The sequence below is a fragment of the Hydrogenophaga intermedia genome, from assembly GCF_000723405.1.
Classification (GTDB): Bacteria; Pseudomonadota; Gammaproteobacteria; order Burkholderiales; family Burkholderiaceae_C; genus Hydrogenophaga; species Hydrogenophaga intermedia.
Window position 1 is genome coordinate 1 of the sequence record NZ_CCAE010000057.1, and the last position, 15,208, is coordinate 15,208.

At 70.9% G+C, this 15,208-nt stretch carries 18 protein-coding genes and 1 pseudogene; 14 read left to right on the forward strand and 5 right to left on the reverse strand.

Annotation, left to right across the window (positions count from 1 at the left end):
* Positions 1–77: 77 nt before the first annotated feature.
* Positions 78–260: pseudogene (locus BN948_RS27365) on the forward strand (DUF1653 domain-containing protein); the annotation flags it as partial.
* Between the two features lie 18 nt (positions 261–278).
* Positions 279–488: an oxidoreductase-like domain-containing protein gene (locus BN948_RS27370; protein ID WP_236953943.1), complete on the forward strand. Its 210-nt coding sequence runs from the start codon at positions 279–281 to the stop codon at positions 486–488.
* A gap of 12 nt (positions 489–500) precedes the next feature.
* On the opposite strand, the gene BN948_RS21630 is transcribed toward BN948_RS27370, so the two are convergent.
* A complete protein-coding gene (locus BN948_RS21630) occupies positions 501–1,409 on the reverse strand; it encodes a LysR family transcriptional regulator (RefSeq protein ID WP_009517870.1) in 909 nt (302 codons plus the stop codon).
* A 123-nt stretch (positions 1,410–1,532) separates the two neighbouring features.
* On the opposite strand from BN948_RS21630, the gene BN948_RS21635 reads away from it, so the two are divergent.
* Both BN948_RS21635 and BN948_RS21640 read left to right on the forward strand, forming a co-directional pair.
* Complete coding sequence (locus BN948_RS21635; protein ID WP_009517869.1) at positions 1,533–2,201, forward strand: glutathione S-transferase family protein; 669 nt, start codon at positions 1,533–1,535, stop codon at positions 2,199–2,201.
* A gap of 13 nt (positions 2,202–2,214) precedes the next feature.
* Entirely contained in the window at positions 2,215–3,180 is a 966-nt protein-coding gene (locus tag BN948_RS21640; RefSeq protein ID WP_009517867.1) for a pyridoxamine 5'-phosphate oxidase family protein, read from the forward strand.
* Here the strand turns inward: BN948_RS21640 and BN948_RS21645 are convergent.
* From BN948_RS21645 to BN948_RS21655, 3 genes are read right to left on the reverse strand one after another with little or no spacing between them, the layout of a single operon-like run.
* Complete coding sequence (locus BN948_RS21645) at positions 3,161–3,574, reverse strand: type II toxin-antitoxin system VapC family toxin (protein ID WP_009517865.1); 414 nt, start codon at positions 3,572–3,574, stop codon at positions 3,161–3,163. The genes BN948_RS21640 and BN948_RS21645 overlap by 20 nt on opposite strands.
* Positions 3,571–3,828, reverse strand: coding sequence for a type II toxin-antitoxin system Phd/YefM family antitoxin (locus BN948_RS21650; protein WP_009517864.1), 258 nt, complete (start codon positions 3,826–3,828; stop codon positions 3,571–3,573). Before BN948_RS21650 ends, BN948_RS21645 begins: the two co-directional genes overlap by 4 nt.
* Positions 3,829–3,888: 60 nt before the next feature.
* A complete protein-coding gene (locus tag BN948_RS21655; RefSeq protein WP_009517863.1) occupies positions 3,889–4,977 on the reverse strand; it encodes a PA0069 family radical SAM protein in 1,089 nt (362 codons plus the stop codon).
* A gap of 250 nt (positions 4,978–5,227) precedes the next feature.
* Between BN948_RS21655 and BN948_RS21660 the strand changes: the two genes are divergently transcribed.
* The 10 genes from BN948_RS21660 (at position 5,228) to BN948_RS21705 (ending at position 13,806) form a co-directional block, all read left to right on the forward strand.
* A complete protein-coding gene (locus BN948_RS21660) occupies positions 5,228–6,262 on the forward strand; it encodes a 3-oxoacyl-ACP synthase III family protein (RefSeq protein WP_009517862.1) in 1,035 nt (344 codons plus the stop codon).
* Between the two features lie 20 nt (positions 6,263–6,282).
* Positions 6,283–6,552 (forward strand): acyl carrier protein, encoded by a 270-nt coding sequence (locus BN948_RS21665; RefSeq protein WP_009517861.1) that lies wholly within the window; start codon positions 6,283–6,285, stop codon positions 6,550–6,552.
* Between the two features lie 13 nt (positions 6,553–6,565).
* Positions 6,566–7,696: a hypothetical protein gene (locus BN948_RS21670; RefSeq protein ID WP_138819944.1), complete on the forward strand. Its 1,131-nt coding sequence runs from the start codon at positions 6,566–6,568 to the stop codon at positions 7,694–7,696.
* 27 nt (positions 7,697–7,723) lie between these two features.
* The gene (asnB, locus tag BN948_RS21675) at positions 7,724–9,667 is read left to right on the forward strand and encodes an asparagine synthase (glutamine-hydrolyzing) (RefSeq protein WP_035623778.1); all 1,944 of its coding nucleotides are present in this window, start codon (positions 7,724–7,726) and stop codon (positions 9,665–9,667) included.
* Positions 9,668–9,669: 2 nt separating this feature from the next.
* A complete protein-coding gene (locus BN948_RS21680; protein WP_009517858.1) occupies positions 9,670–11,268 on the forward strand; it encodes a class I adenylate-forming enzyme family protein in 1,599 nt (532 codons plus the stop codon).
* A gap of 37 nt (positions 11,269–11,305) precedes the next feature.
* Positions 11,306–11,560 carry an acyl carrier protein gene (locus BN948_RS21685; RefSeq protein ID WP_009517857.1) on the forward strand — a complete coding sequence of 85 codons (255 nt, stop codon included), beginning with the start codon at positions 11,306–11,308 and terminating at the stop codon, positions 11,558–11,560.
* Positions 11,560–12,531 (forward strand): NAD(+) synthase, encoded by a 972-nt coding sequence (gene nadE, locus BN948_RS21690; RefSeq protein ID WP_009517856.1) that lies wholly within the window; start codon positions 11,560–11,562, stop codon positions 12,529–12,531. Before BN948_RS21685 ends, nadE begins: the two co-directional genes overlap by 1 nt.
* A 46-nt stretch (positions 12,532–12,577) precedes the next feature.
* Complete coding sequence (locus BN948_RS27110; protein ID WP_009517855.1) at positions 12,578–12,727, forward strand: hypothetical protein; 150 nt, start codon at positions 12,578–12,580, stop codon at positions 12,725–12,727.
* A gap of 118 nt (positions 12,728–12,845) precedes the next feature.
* Positions 12,846–13,370 (forward strand): nucleotidyltransferase domain-containing protein, encoded by a 525-nt coding sequence (locus BN948_RS21700; protein ID WP_158515825.1) that lies wholly within the window; start codon positions 12,846–12,848, stop codon positions 13,368–13,370.
* A complete protein-coding gene (locus tag BN948_RS21705; RefSeq protein ID WP_009517853.1) occupies positions 13,354–13,806 on the forward strand; it encodes a hypothetical protein in 453 nt (150 codons plus the stop codon). Before BN948_RS21700 ends, BN948_RS21705 begins: the two co-directional genes overlap by 17 nt.
* Here the strand turns inward: BN948_RS21705 and BN948_RS21710 are convergent.
* Entirely contained in the window at positions 13,800–15,134 is a 1,335-nt protein-coding gene (locus BN948_RS21710) for a glycerate kinase type-2 family protein (protein WP_009517852.1), read from the reverse strand. The two genes, BN948_RS21705 and BN948_RS21710, sit on opposite strands and share 7 nt — an antisense overlap.
* Between the last annotated feature and the right edge of the window lie 74 nt (positions 15,135–15,208).

A 15,208-nucleotide genomic window follows, 5' to 3' on the forward strand; every position in this document is an offset into this window, starting at 1 on the left:
CCCCCCCCCCCCCCCCCCCCCCCCCCCCCCCCGGCCCCCCCCCCCACCCCCCCCCCTCCCCCCCCCCCCCGCCCGGCCTGTACCGCCACTACAAGGGCGGCTGGTACGAGGTGATCGACACCGTGCGCTGCAGCGAGACGCTGCAACCTCTGGTGCTGTACCGCGCGCTGTACGGTGGCTTCGGCCTGTGGGTGCGGCCCTCGGCCATGTTCAACGAGACCGGCGTGTTCGAGGGCCGTGAGCAGAAGCGCTTCCGCCGCATCCGCGCGGCCGACCTGATGCCTGCCGACCTGGCCAGCGCGCAGGCGCTTGTGGCGCATCTGCGCGGGCGGGCGACGCGACAAGGCATCGACCTGGACACCGCCCTGCGCGCCCCGCCACCCGAGCCCACCACCTGCTGCGGCCGCGGCTGCAACGGCTGCGTGTGGGAGGGCTACTACAACGCCGTGCGCTACTGGGCCGACGACGCGCTGGAACAACTGGGCTGAGGGCGGGGGGCTTCAAGCCCCGCCCAGCACCGGCAGCGCGCGCAGCCGCTCCACCGCCAGGTCCACGAACACCCGCACCTTGGCCGCCGCCTTGCGCCCGGCCGGGTACACCAGGTGCACGGGAATCGGTGGCGGCTCGTGGTCGGCCATCACCACGCGCAAGCGGCCGTCGGCCACCTCCTCCGCCACCTGGTAGGACAGCGTGCGCGTGAGCCCGCGCCCCGCGACGGCCGCCGCGATGGCCATCTCACCGGTGTTGGCCACCAGCGGCGTGTCGATGGCCACCGCCTCTCGCTCGCCGCGCGGGTGCAGCGTCCAGGGCGTGGCCGTGGCGCCCATGGGCGAGAAGCCGATGCCCACGTGGCCCGCGAGATCGGCCACGGTGCGCGGCTCGCCGCGCGCGGCCAGGTAGTCGGGCGCGGCCACCATCACGCGCCGCACCGAGCCCACGCGCACGGCGGTGAGGCCGGAGTCGGGCAGGTGGGCAATGCGCACCGCCACGTCGTAGCCCTCGTCCACCAGGTGCACGATGCGGTCCACAAACAGGGTGCGCACCTGCACACGCGCGTGCCGTTCCATGAAGGCCAGCACCAGCGGCGCCACGTGCCGCCGCCCGAACATGGACGACGCGGTGACGCCCAGCACGCCCTGCGGTTCGCGAAAGGAGCCGCCTGCCAGCGACTCGGCCTCGTCCAGCTCGCCCAGCAGGCGGCGACAGTCGGCCACGAAGCGCTCGCCCGCTTCGGTGAAGCGCACGCTGCGCGTGGTGCGCACCAGCAGTTGCGCGCCGATGCGCGCCTCGAGCTGGTCCATGGCGCGCGACACGGCCGGCGGCGAATGACCCAGGCGCCGCGCGGCGCCCGCCAGGTTGCCGGCCTCGGCCACCGCCACCAGCACACGAAGGTGTTCGAGCTTGTCCATGCGGTCTTCCATTCAGTGGAAGGCAGAAATGCCTTCGGCGGGGATTCTGTTCGCGCGGCGCAATGCCTAAGCTGACGTCCAGTTTTGACCCGCCCCTTGCCAGGGGTCTTGCCAGGAGCCCACATGAACACCCCCGCCCCCCGACCCGACCGACCGCTGCGCCTGCACCGCTTCGTGCTCTCCGGCCACGCGCACCGCGTGGAGCTGTTCCTCTCGCTGCTCGGCCTGCCCTATGAAAACGTGGACGTGGACCTGCCCAAGGGCGCGCACCGCGAGGCGGACTTCCTGCGCCTGAACCCCTTCGGCCAGGTGCCGGTGCTGGAGGACGGTGACGTGGTGCTGCCCGACAGCAACGCCATCCTGGTCTACCTGGCCGGCCGCTACGACCCCAGCGGCCAGTGGTGGCCGCGCGACCCGCTGGCCTGCGCGCAGGTGCAGCGCTGGTTCAGCGTGGCCGCCGGCCCGCTGGCCCACGGGCCCAGCGCGGCGCGCGTGGCGCGCTTGTTCGGGCGCCCGCACGACGAGCGCAGCCACCTCGTCGCGCACGAACTCTTCAAGCGCATGGAGGCGCACCTGGACGGGCGCGACTGGCTGGCCGCGCCGCACCCCACGCTGGCCGACGTGTCCCTCTACACCTACACCGCGCACGCGCCAGAGGGCGGTGTGCCACTGGACGCCTACCCGCGCCTGCGCGCCTGGATCGCACGGGTGGAGGCCCTGCCGGGCTTCGTCGGCATGGTGAGGTCGCCGTTGCCGAACGCACCCGACGCGCCCAACGCGCGGGCTGCCTGAGGGGAGCGATGCCATGCACGACACCGCCACTTTCCATGAGGGCGAACGCGCGATGCAGGCGCGTGCCGGCGCGCTGGAGCGGCTCACCGCCATCGGCCCGCGCGTGGTGCGCGACCACATGCCCGACCAGCACCGCGAGCTGTTCGAGAAGCTGCCCACGCTGGTGGTCGGCAGCCTGGACGCGGCGGGCCAGCCCTGGGCCTCGCTGCTGGCCGGGCCGCCGGGCTTTGTGCACACGCCCGACGAGCGCCACCTGAGCGTGAATGCGCGGCCCGCAGCCGACGACCCGCTGGCCTCCGCGCTCGCGGTGGGGGCGCCGCTGGGCCTGCTGGGCCTGGAGCCGCACACGCGCCGGCGCAACCGCATGAACGGGCGCGTGGTGAGCGACGGCGCTGAAGGCTTCACCGTGCGCGTGGACCAGAGCTTCGGCAACTGCCCGCAGTACATCCAGGCGCGCGAGCCCGAGTGGGTGCCGCAAGCGCCGCTGCCGGCGCAGCGTCACGGCGCCCGCCTGATCGAGCCGGCGCGCGCCCTGCTCGCAAGCGCCGACACGGTCTTCATCGCCAGTGCCGCGCCGCGCGCGGGCAGCGGCACGGACGAGACGAACCAGGGCGTGGACGTGTCGCACCGCGGCGGCCTGCCCGGCTTCGCGCGGGTACACGACGAGGACGGGCCCAAGGGCGCGAGCGTGCTCACGATCCCCGACTACCGCGGCAACTTCTTCTTCAACACCCTGGGCAACCTGCTGTCGCGCCCGCAGGCCGGGCTGCTGTGCGTGGACCCGGGCAGCGGCGACGTGCTGCAGCTCGCGGCCGAGGCCAGCATCGTGTGGGAAGGCCCCGAAGTGGATGCCACGCCCGGCGCCGAGCGCCTGTTGCGCCTGCGGGTGGTGTCGCACCTCTGGCGGCCACGGGCTCTGCCGCTGCGCTGGTCGGCGCATGAGTTCGCGCCGCAACTCATCACTCCACCCAGGGATTGATCAGAGAGACATCGACATCGCGGAAGTCGTCGACATTGCGCGTCACGAGTTGAAGACCGTGCCGCTGAGCCGTGGCCGCCAGCAGGCTGTCGATGCCCGGAAGCGGACGGCCTGCCTTCGCGAGCAACCGCCCCCAACGATCCGCTGTCTCGCCATCGATTCCCAGCACGCGCCCGGCAAACCAGGCCGGCAGTTGCGTCTCCAACCAATCCAGGAGTTCCAGTCGCCTGCGCGAATCGGCCATGGCTTCCACGCCTCTCCGGATCTCGCCCAGTGTGAGCACGCTCAGGTACAGCGTGCTCGGCGGACGGGCTTCCATCCAGGCCACCACACGCGCATCCGGTTGTCGCTTGCGCAGTTCCGACAGTACGTTCGTATCAATGAGATAACTCACCAGTCCTCCGTCTTCGGCGTGTCCTTCAAGCGCGGCGGGAGTTCGAATTCACCCGCCGCTTCGGCCAGCGGCGACGCCGCGATGAAGGCCGGAAGGCTGAGATGCCGCCCGCTCATGCGGTCGAAGTCTTCCTTCGACACCAGAACCGCCACCGTTTTGCCGTGCACGCTGATGTCTTGCGGCCCTTGCTGGCGGGCCGTCTTCACCACTTCGGACAGGCGCGCCTTGGCGTCCTGCATTTGCCATGCCCTCATGGGAACCTCGCTTCTGACTAGAAAGGTCAGAATTCTAGATTCCCTGCCGGTGGGCGTCCATCAGAACAAATCCCCCTGCGCCGACAGCGCCCCCGGCTGGAACCGCGACAGGTCCATCGGCTCGCGCTCCTGCGAATAACCCAGCCGCGCGCAGGCCTTGTGAAAGCGCTGGCGCAGCAGATCGGCCCAGGGGCCGCTGCCTTTCATGCGGGTGGCGAAGTCGCTGTCGTAGTCGCGCCCGCCGCGCATGTCCTGGATGCGCGCCATCACGCGGCCCGCGCGCTCGGGGCAGTGCTGCTGCAGCCACTGGCGGAAGATGGGCGCGAGTTCCCAGGGCAGGCGGATCACCTGGTAGAAGGCGCGGCGCGCGCCGGCCTCGCGCGCGGCCTCCAGCACCTGCTCCATGTCCTCGTTCAGAAAAGGAATCTGCGGCGAGACGCTCACGCCCACGGGAATGCCGGCCTCGGCCAGGGTGCGGATGGTGCGAAGCCGCCGGTGCGGTGCGGCCGCGCGCGGCTCCAGGGTGCGCGCCAGCTTCGGGTCCAGCGTGGTGATGGTGACGTAGACCGCCGCCAGGCCCAGGGTCGCCAGGGGCGCGAGCAGGTCGATGTCGCGCTCGACGCCGCTGCCTTTGGTGACGATGCCCACCGGGTGGCGGGCGCGAAAGAGCACGTCCAGCGCGGCGCGCGTGAGGCGCAGCTCGCGTTCGATCGGCTGGTAGGCGTCCGTCACCGTGCCCAGGGCCACCATGCTCGGCTCGTAGGACGGGCGCTGCAGCTCTCGCGCCAGCACCTCGGCGAAGCCGCGCTTGGCGATGAGCTTCGTCTCGAAATCGAGCCCTGGCGAGAGGTTGAGGTAGCTGTGGCTGGGCCGCGCGTAGCAGTACACGCAGCCGTGTTCACACCCGCGGTAGGGGTTGAGGCCGTGCACGAAGCCGATGTCGGGCGAGGCGTTGGTGGTGATGGCGCTTCTGGCGTCTTCCCAACTGACGCTGGTGGCGGGCGCGGCGTGTTCCTCGGCCTGCGATTCGTCCAGCGTGCCCCAGCCGTCGTCGAAGGCGGCGCGCGCGGCGGACTCGAAGCGGTGGGGCTGGCGGAAGGAGACGCCTCGGCCCTTGAGGGCCGCGACGGGAATATGGACGTCGGGCATGACGGCCTCCGATACTGTACAAAACAACAGTATATGGAGTGCCATCGCGGGATGCTCGGCCGCCCGTCGTCGGCATCCCCTACCCGTATCGGGTTAGGTTCCGGGCAAGGCCCGGGCTTTCGTGACTTATGACCGGCACGCTGCCTTGAGGCCGCCATAGGCCCGTACTTATACTGCCCGGGGATAGGTAAAAAGACGTCCAGCCCCGCGCTGAGATTGCCTGGTTTTCCAGCTTCAAAAGGGACCCCGGTTGAGCCAATCGAACATCGGCGGCTTTCGCATCGCCGGCGTGAGCACTTGCTTGCCGCCATTGGTGGTGGACAACCTCGACCCGGCCCTGGGCTTCGCGCCCGAGGACGTGCGCAAGGTGGTGGCCATGGCCGGCGTGCGCGAGCGTCGCGTGGTGACGCCCGATGTCACCTCGGCCGACCTGTGCCACCGCGCTGCCGAGCGTTTGATGGCGCGGCTGGGCTGGGCGCCCGAGACGGTGAGCGCGCTGATTTTCGTCACGCAGACGCCCGACCACTTCCTGCCCTCCACCAGTTGTCTGCTGCAGCAGCGCCTGGGCCTGCCCGACACCTGCGCCGCGTTCGACGTGGGCCTGGGCTGCTCGGGCTACCCGTATGGCCTGTACATCGCTGCGGCGATGCTGCGCGGCGGCGGCCACCGGCGCGTGCTGATGCTGCACGGAGAAACGCCCAGCCGCTTCGTCAGCCCCGAGGACCAGGCCACCGTGCTGCTGTTCAGCGACGCCGGCTCGGCCACCGCGCTCGAACTCGACGACGACCCCTCTGCTGGCGGCCACTTTGTGCTGCACTCCGACGGCAGCGGCGCCGAGGGATTGATTCTTCGCGGCGGCGCCTTCCGCGACCGCGAACCCGCCAACCCGCGCCACCGCTTCCTCGAAATGGACGGTGCGGCCATCTTCAACTTCACCATCAAGCGCGTGCCCGCGCTCATCGCCGACACCCTGGCCTTCGCCGGCAAGGCCGTGGCCGACGTGGACGCCTTTGTCTTCCATCAGTCCAATCGATTCATCATGAAGCACCTGATGAAGAAGAGCGGCCTGCCGGAGGACCGCGTGCCCTTCTCCATCGAGGACAGCGGCAACTGCGGCGGCCCATCGGTGGCGGTGGCCATGACGCGCCGCCTCTCGGCACCGCCATCCGGCCAGCGCCGGCTGTGGATGCTGCTGGGCTACGGCGTGGGCCTGTCCTGGGGCGCGGCCCTGGTACCGGTGGACGATCGCACCGTCCTGCTGCACGACGACGGTGAAGGCCTGTGAACGTTTTCGAGCCGACGAACATGGACACCAGCACCCGCCCCACCATCACCCAGACCGAGGCCCTGGCCCTGCTGGCCGAATGCTTCAACGTGCCGGCCGACAGCCTGCACGCCGACGTGGAGCGCGAGTCCATCGAGGACTGGGACTCCATGGGCGCGCTGATGCTCATTGCCGAGCTCGACGAACGCTTCGGCCTCGAACTCACGGCCGAGGTCTCGCGCGAGATGACGCGCATCGGCCACGTGCTGGACTTCCTGCGCGCGCACGGGGTGCTGCGTGAGGGTGAGTGAGGCCACCCGCCCCGTGGCATCGACGCCGCGCCTGCCGGCGCACGACAAGCTTGGCCGCCTGGTGGCGCGCAGCCTGGGGCTGGACGAGCCCACGCTGCGCGAGGGCCTGTGCCCGGCCACCGTGGACGACCTGCCCGACGTGCTCGCCCTGCGCCGCGAGCACCTGCTGCCCGGCCATGAGTGGGACGACGACGCCTACCTGCGTTGGCGCTACCGCCTGGGACGCGAGGGCGCGGGCTTCGGCGAGTTGTGGTGCGTGCGTGCGCACGGCCGGGTACTCGCCACCATCGGCGTGGAAGACCTGCCCGTCGACGTGGACGGCCAATCCCTCACCGGTGCGCAGGTGATGGACCTGATGGTGCGGCCCGAGGCGCAGGAGTCGGGCCTGGGCATCTGGCTCAACCAGGCCATGCTCGCGCGCCACCCTTTCACCCTGGCGGTGGGCGCCAACCAGAATTCGGCCGGCATCGTGCGCCGCCTGTTCGAGCCGCTGGCCCCGCGCCTGACCTTCACCCACCCGCTGGACCTGGGCCCCTTCGTGCGCCGCCGCTGGCCCACCCTGGCGGGCACGCCCCTGGTCACGCGCGTGGCCAACGCCGGCCTGTCGCTGCGGCGCCTGGCGCTGCGCTGGGGCCGGCCGCGTGGCTTCACGGTCGAGAGCGCCACGCGCCTGGACCCCGCGCTCACCGCCCCGGTGTCGCGCGGGGCCGCCGGCGTGCACCTGCGGCACCATGGCGCCTACCTGCAGCGGCGCCTGCTCGACAACCCCCGCCGGCCATTGGCGCTGCGCGTGGCGCGGCGCGGCGACACCGTGGCCGGGCTCATCGCCTGGGCCGTGGAGGCCGACGACCTGGGCCGGCCCGAGCTTCACCTGATCGACTGGCGCCACGACGGCGACGAGGCCCTGCTCGTGCTGCTGCACGAGGCCTTGCGCGAAGCCGCCGCGCAAGGCTGTTCCTGCGTGCGCCTGCTGCTGCAGGACACGGCCTCGCAACGCGTGGCCGCGCGCGCCGGCTTCCTGCCTTCCAGCGACGACGAAGGCCGCCCCTGCGGCGTGCAGTCGCGCGACGCCGAGCTCGCCGCGCGGCTGGCCCACGCGCCCTGGGCCCTGACCGACCTGCACGACGACGCCGATGGCTTCTGACCGCTCTACCTCGCACAACGTCTGACCATGTGCGGCATCGCCGGCCTCTTCAGCCCTCAACGGCCGCCTGCGCGCAATGAGCTGGCGGCCATGGCGCGCGCCCTGCACCACCGCGGCCCCGATGGCCAGGGCGTGTGGGTCGATGGCCCGATCGGACTCGCGCACACGCGCCTGGCGATCATCGACCTGCAAGGCGGAGCGCAGCCCATGGCCAGTGCCGACGGCCGCGTGCAGCTCGTCTTCAACGGCGAGATCTTCAACTACATCGAGTTGCGCGCCGAGCTGCGCGCGCTGGGCCACCACTTCCGCACCGACTCCGACACCGAGGTGCTGCTGCAGGCCTACCGGGCCTGGGGCGATGAATTCCTCTCGCGCCTCAACGGCCAGTTCGCCATTGGCCTGTGGGACGCGCAGCGCCAGCGCCTGCTGTTGGCGCGCGACGGCGTGGGCATCCGCCCGCTGTTCTGGACGCGGCTGGGCGATCGCCTGGCCTTCGCCTCCGAGGCCAAGGCCCTGTTCGCCCTGCCCGAGGTGCCGCGCGCGCTCGACCCCGCCGGACTGGCCGCCAGCCTGGGCTGGTGGGCGCCGCTGGCACCGCGCACCGCCTTCGACGGCATCCACTGCCTGCCACCGGGCCATTGCCTGGCGGTGGACGCGCGCGGCGAGACGCTCACGCGCTGGTGGGACTGGAGCTTCCCCGACACCGACCCCTTCGCCCCCGTGGACGAGGACGCGCTGGCCGACGAGCTGCACGCCCTGCTGGTGGACGCCGTGCGCCTGCAGCTGCGCGCCGACGTGCCCGTGGGCGCCTACCTCAGCGGCGGGCTGGACTCGTCCATCCTCACCACCGTCATCCGCCGCCACACCGACACACCGCTGCGCAGCTTCTCGCTCACCTTCGACGAGGCCGAGTACGACGAGAGCGAGCACCAGCGCCTGATGGTGCGGCACCTGGACACGCAACACTCCGCCGTCGGCTGCGGCCGGGGCGACATCGCCGCCGCCTTCGCGCGCACCGTGTGGCACGCCGAAACGCCGCTGGTGCGCACCGCCCCCGCGCCCATGCTGCGCCTGGCCGACAGCGTGCGTGCCGCCGGCTACAAAGTGGTGCTCACCGGCGAAGGCGCGGACGAGGTCTTCGGCGGCTACGACCTGTTCAAGGAAGCGAAGATCCGCCGCTTCGTCGCGCAGTTGCCCGGCTCGGCCCGGCGCGCGCGCGCGGTGGAGCGGCTCTACCCGTGGATGGCGCGCGCGCCCGGTGGCACGCACAACGCGCTCGCGCAGCGCTTCTTCACCGACAGCCGCGTGCCCGACGGCGACGCCAGCTACGCGCACCAGACGCGCCTGGCCAGCACGCGCCGCGCCTGGGCCTTCTTCACACCCGAGTGGCAGCGCGCCCTGGCCGCGCAGGACCCGGCCGCGCAGTGGCGCGAGCGCGTGCCCGAGGCCTTCGCGCATTGGCAGCCCATGGCGCGCGACCAGTACACCGAAGCGCACACGCTCATGAGCGGTTACCTGCTCGCCGCGCAGGGCGACCGCATGGCCATGGCCGCCTCCATCGAAGGGCGCTACCCCTTCCTCGACCCGCGCGTGATCGCCTTCGCCGCCGCGCTGCCGCCGCGCCTGAAGATGCGCGGCCTGCGCGAGAAGCTGCTGCTGCGCCGCGCCTTCGCGCGCGAGTTGCCGCCCGAGATCGGTCAACGCACCAAGCAGCCCTATCGTTCGCCCGACTGCGCCAGCTTCTTCGAGGACGGCCGGCCCCTGCCCTGGGTGGGCGCACTGCTGAGCGAAGGCAGCCTGCGCGAGTCGGACCTGTTCGATGCGCCCGCCGTGGCGCGCCTCACGGCCAAGTGCGCGGCCGGCCGCGCCATCGGCTTCGCCGACAACATGGCCTTCGTGGGCGTGCTGTCCACCATGCTGCTGCACCGGCAGTTCGTGCGCGCCGAAGCGCCCACGTTGGAGATGGCGTGAGCATGGACCTCCACGCTGCGCCGCTGCGCGGGTCGCTGCCCCCCGAGGGGGCTGATCCGCCTTGGGGCGGCCCGGCGGCGGATCGCGCGGGCCCCTTCATCCACAGCGCCTTCGAGGCACGCTGCCGCGAGCAGCCGGGCAAGACGGCCGTGGTCGTGGGCGAGCGGCGCGTGAGCTATGGCGAACTGATCGCGCAGGTCCACGGCATTGCGGTGGCGATGCACGACGCCGGCATCACACGCGGCGACCGCGTCGTGCTGCTGCTCGACAGCAGCGTGGACTACGTCGCCGCCCTGCACGCGGTGTGGCACCTGGGCGCGGTGGCGGTGCCGCTGGGTCCGCAGACGAAGGCTGCCAAGCTCACGCACGTGCTGAACGACACGGGTGCGCGCGCGCTGCTCACACAAGCCACGCTGTCGAGCGTGTGGGGCGCGGCCTCTCACGGCGCCTCGCTTTGCGTGTGGGTGCGCGGCGAAGCGCCCTCGCCCGCCCTCGCGTGGCCGTCGCCATCGAACCACGCCACCGACCTGCCCGGCCCCACCAGCGCCGGCGACCTCGCCACCCTCATCTACACCTCCGGCACCACCGGCCAGCCCAAGGGCGTGATGCTGAGCCACGCCAACATGCTCGCGGCCTGGCGCTCGGTGCAGGCCTACCTGCAACTGCGGCCGCAGGACGTGATCGGCCTGGCCCTGCCGCCCAGCTTCAGCTACGGCCTGTACCACGTGGTCATGGGCCTGGGCATCGGCGCCACGCTGGTGCTGGAGAACACCGCGGCCTTCCCCGCGAAGCTGGTGCAACGCCTCGCGTCCGAGCGCGTCACGGTGTTCCCCGGCGTGCCCATGCTCTGGGCCAGCCTGCTCGCGCTGGACCTGTCGGCTCACGACCTGTCGGCGCTGCGCCTGATCACCAACGCCGCCGCCGCCCTGCCCGCCGCGCACACCGCCTTGTTGCGCGCGCGGCTGCCGCAGGCGCAGCTGCTGCTCATGTACGGCCTGACCGAGTGCAAGCGCGCGAGTTACCTGCCGCACGAGGAGGTGGACTCGCGCCCCGAGAGCGTGGGACGCGGCCTGCCCTTCCAGGAACACTGGCTGGTCGACGAGCACGGCCAGCGCCTGCCCGACCAGGGCTGCGCCACCGGCGAGCTGGTGGTGAGCGGCGCGCACGTGAGTGCCGGCTACTGGAACGCCGCGCCGGGCGTGGCCACGCGCATCAGCCCCGGCCCGCGCCCCGGCGAACACACCCTGCGCACCGGCGACGTCTTCCGCCGCGACGAGCACGGCTGGCTCTACTGCGTGGGCCGCACCGACGACATGTTCAAGTCGCGCGGCGAGAAGGTCTACCCGCTGGAGGTGGAGCACGCCATCTGCGAGCTGCCCGGCGTGCTCGAGGCCGCCGTCGCCCCCATGCCCGACGAGCGCCTGGGCCTGGCCGTGAAGGCGCACGTGCGGCTCAAGCCCGGCGCCACGTTGGCCGAGCGCGAGGTCATCCGCCACTGCCAGGCCCGGCTGGAGAGCTGGATGGTGCCCAAGGCCGTGGTCTTCGTCGACCAACTGCCCCAGACCGAGTCCGGCAAGCTGCGCCGGCGCGACCTGGCCTGAACCCGTTTCCTTTTTTCATTTCAACGAGCACACCACCATGAGCACCATCAAAGCCGAGGTCCGGCACTACATCGAGGAGAACCTGCTGCTGGGCGCCGGCGCCGTCTCGCCCGGCGACGAGGAGTCCTTCCTGGAGCACCAGGTGCTCGACTCCACCGGCTTTCTCGAACTCGTGGCGCACCTGGAAGAAACCTACGGTATCAAGATCGGTGACGACGAGATGGTGCCGGAGAACCTCGACTCGCTGAACGCGATCGAGGCTTTTGTTCAACGCAAGCGCGAGACCGCCTGATGAGCGCCGCGCCGCTGGGGCCTCAGAGCCTCGAACTCGACTGCGCGGCCGAGCTCGCGCGCATCAGCGCCTGGATCCCGCGCGTGCTGACGCAGAAGCTGCGCCGCCGCGGCCTGGTGGTGGCCATCAGCGGCGGCATCGACAGCTCCGTCTGCGCCGCTTTGAGCGTGCGCGCCATCGGCGCGAAGAAGGTCTTCGGCCTGCTGCTGCCCGAGCGCGATTCCAGCGGCTTCAGCACCGAACGCGGCCGCCAACTGGCCGAGCACCTGGGCATCGAGTACCAGGTGCACGACATCGCGCCCGCGCTGGAGGCACTGGGCTGCTACGCGCAGCGCGACGAGGCCATCCGCCGTGTGGTGCCAGCCTATGGCGAGGGCTGGAAGAACAAGATCGTCATAGCCGGTGGCGTCGAGGGCGGCATCAACTACTTCAAGCTCGTGGTGCAGTCGCCAGAGGGCGAGCAGCAGAGCGTGCGCCTGCCCCTGCGCGAGTACCTGCAGATCGTGGCGGCCACCAACTTCAAGCAGCGCGTGCGCAAGACCATGGACTACTACCACGCCGACCGCCTGAACTACGCCGTGGTGGGCACGCCCAACCGGCTGGAGTACGACCAGGGCTTCTTCGTGAAGAACGGCGACGGCTCGGCCGACCTCAAGCCCATCGCCCACCTCTACAAAACGCAGGTCTACGCCATGGCGCGCCACCTGGGCCTGCCGGAGGCGATTTGCAGTGCGGTGCCCACCACCGACACCTACACCCTGCCGCAGGGCCAGGACGAGTTCTATTTCGCCCTGCCCTACGCGCAGATGGACCTGGCGCTGTGGGCGTTGGAACACGGGCACACGGCGGCCGAATTGGGCACCGCGCTGGGCATGACGGCGGCGCAGGCGCAGCGGGTGTACGACGACATCCGCGCCAAGCGGCGCGCCACCGAATACCTGGCCGCGGCACCGGAGCTGGTGCCCGCTTGAGCGGGCACCGTTGAGCTACATTGCGCACTTCATTGAGGAGCCCACCATGCCCAAAGGCGAACAACGCAGCAACAAGATGGTGAAGAAGCCGAAGAAGGACAACAGCCCGCCGCTGGACTCGGCGCCGTCCACGTCCACCCGCCCCGTGGCGCCCATGACGTCTGTCTTGCCCAAGGGCAAGATGAAGAACAAATAGCGGCTGAACAAGGGTCGCGCATCCTGAACATTCCTTAAACAGGTACATTTGTTCCTGTTTAAGGAATATTTCGATGCACCCCCTTGACGTCCTCCTGTCCCCACCCGAGCAGCGGCTCATGAGCACGGTCCTGCTCCACCCAGACCAGGACTTCGGAACCCTTGAACTGCTCAGTCGCATGGGCAACAGCCGCAGCGCCGGCAGCACGGTGCTCAAACGCTGGGTGGAAGCGGGCTTGCTGCGCGAACGCAAAGTCGGCAATCAACGCAGGTTGTCCGCCAACCCGCAGTTCCTGCTGTACCCCGAACTGCGGCGCATGGTGCTCAAGACGCTGGGACTGGTCGAGCCTTTGGCGAAGGCGCTTGCCCCGATCGCGCACCGGTTGACGGAGGCCTTCGTCTTCGGCTCGGTGGCCTCGGGCAACGACACCAGCGAAAGCGACATTGACCTGGCCCTCGTGGGCGACGTGGACCTGTTCGCGGTGTCTCCGCTGCTGGACGCCGTGCAGGCCGAACTGGGGCGCGCCATCCACGTGAACGTCTATTCCGCGCAGGAGTGGGCCCTGCACGACCCGGTGCTCGCCGTCATCAAGCGGGGCCCGCGCCTTGAGTTGATGGAGGCCATCCGTGCCGAGGCCGCCTGAGTACGACAACCTCCTGAAGATCGGCAACTTCAAGGAGGCGGCCTCGAGCAAGGATTCCATCACGCAGTTTCTGCGGACGGCCGACGACATGATCGCTGCCGCGAAGCTTCCCATGCCGGACTCTGCCCGGTTCTTCCTCGCGTACGAGGGCATGTTCAGCGTCGTGATGGCGGTGCTCGAGTTTTACGGCGTACGGCCGGCCGATACGGGCGGTCATCGGGCGACCGCCATCCGGCGGGTGGCAGTCGACCTTCAACTCGATGTATCCAGGCAGAGCGTTCTCGGCAGGTTGCACGATGTCCGCAATCGGGTGACCTACCGGGCGCCCTTGCCGCCGATCACCAAGGCCGATGCGGATGCGCTGCAGGCCATCCTGCAAGAGATGCTGGTCGCGGGCAAGGCGCTGATCACGACGTCTGCAGGCGCAGATCAGTGATCGACACTTCGCTCTGACGTCACCACCAGCAACGCCCGAAAGTCGTTCACGTTGGTGTGCGTGGGCCCGGTGATCACCAGATCTCCCAGGGGCTCGAAGAAGCCGTAGGCGTCGTTGCGCTCCAGGTGCTGGCTCACCTTCAGGCCCTTCGCCGCCGCGCGGGCCAGGGTGTCGGGCGCCACCAGCGCGCCCGCGTTGTCTTCGATGCCATCGATGCCGTCGGTGTCGGCCGCAATGGCCCAGACGTTCGCCTGCCCGCCCAGGGCCTGAGCCAGGCCCAGGCAGAACTCGCCCGCCCGGCCGCCGCGCCCGCGCGGCTGGTCTTCGGCGCGAGGGCGCACGGTCACCGTGGTCTCGCCGCCACTCAGCAGCACGCAGGGTGCTTGAAAAGTACTGCGGCCCAGCGCGACCGAGCGCGCCAGCGCGGCGTGCACCTTGCCGACCTCGCGCGACTCGCCCTCGATCTCGTCGCTGAGGATGTGCGCCGTGAGGCCCAGCGCGCGCGCGGCCTCGGCCGCGGCCTCCAGGCTCTGCTGCGGCGTGGCGATGAGGCGCGTGTCGTGGCCGGCCAGGCGCGGATCGCCGGGTTTGGGCGTTTCCAGCTCACCGGATTCGAGCGCGGCGCGCACGGGCACCGGCACGGCGATGCGGTAGCGGTCCAGGATGGCGAGCGCGTCGGCGCAGGTGCTGGCGTCGGCCACGGTGGGTCCGCTGGCGATGACGCTCACATCGTCGCCGGGCACGTCGCTGATGGTGAGCGTGACCACCTGCGCGGGCGCGCAGGCCGCGGCCAAGCGCCCGCCCTTGATGCGCGAGAGGTGTTTGCGCACGGTGTTCATCTCGCCGATGTGCGCGCCGCTGTTCAGCAGCTCGCGGTTGATGCGCTGCTTGTCTTCCAGCGTGAGGCCGTCGCAGGGCAGCGTGAGCAGGGCCGAGCCGCCGCCGGAGATGAGGCACAGCACGAGGTCGTCGGCCGTGAGGCCCTGCACGAGCTGAAGGATGCGCTGCGCGGCCGCGAGGCCGGCCGCGTCGGGCACGGGGTGGGAGGCCTCCACCACCTCGATGCGTTCGCGCAGGCCCGAGGGGCGCGGCGGGGTGTGGTGGTAGCGCGTGACCACCAGGCCCGAGAGCGGGGCCTCGGCCGGCCACAGCGCCTCCACGGCCTGGGCCATGGCGCCACCGGCCTTGCCCGCGCCGATGACCACCGTGCGGCCCTTGGGCGGTGGTGGCAGGAAGGCGGAGGTGTTGTGCAGGGGCAGCGCGCGGCGCACGGCCGCGTCGTACAGGTGGCGCAGCAGGGCGCGGGGGTCTTGGAGGGACGGGCTCATCTCGTGCGGAGGGTGGAACGGGTTCGCGGCGACCCGGCATTGTCCACAACGCGCGCGGCCGGCCCGAACGGGGC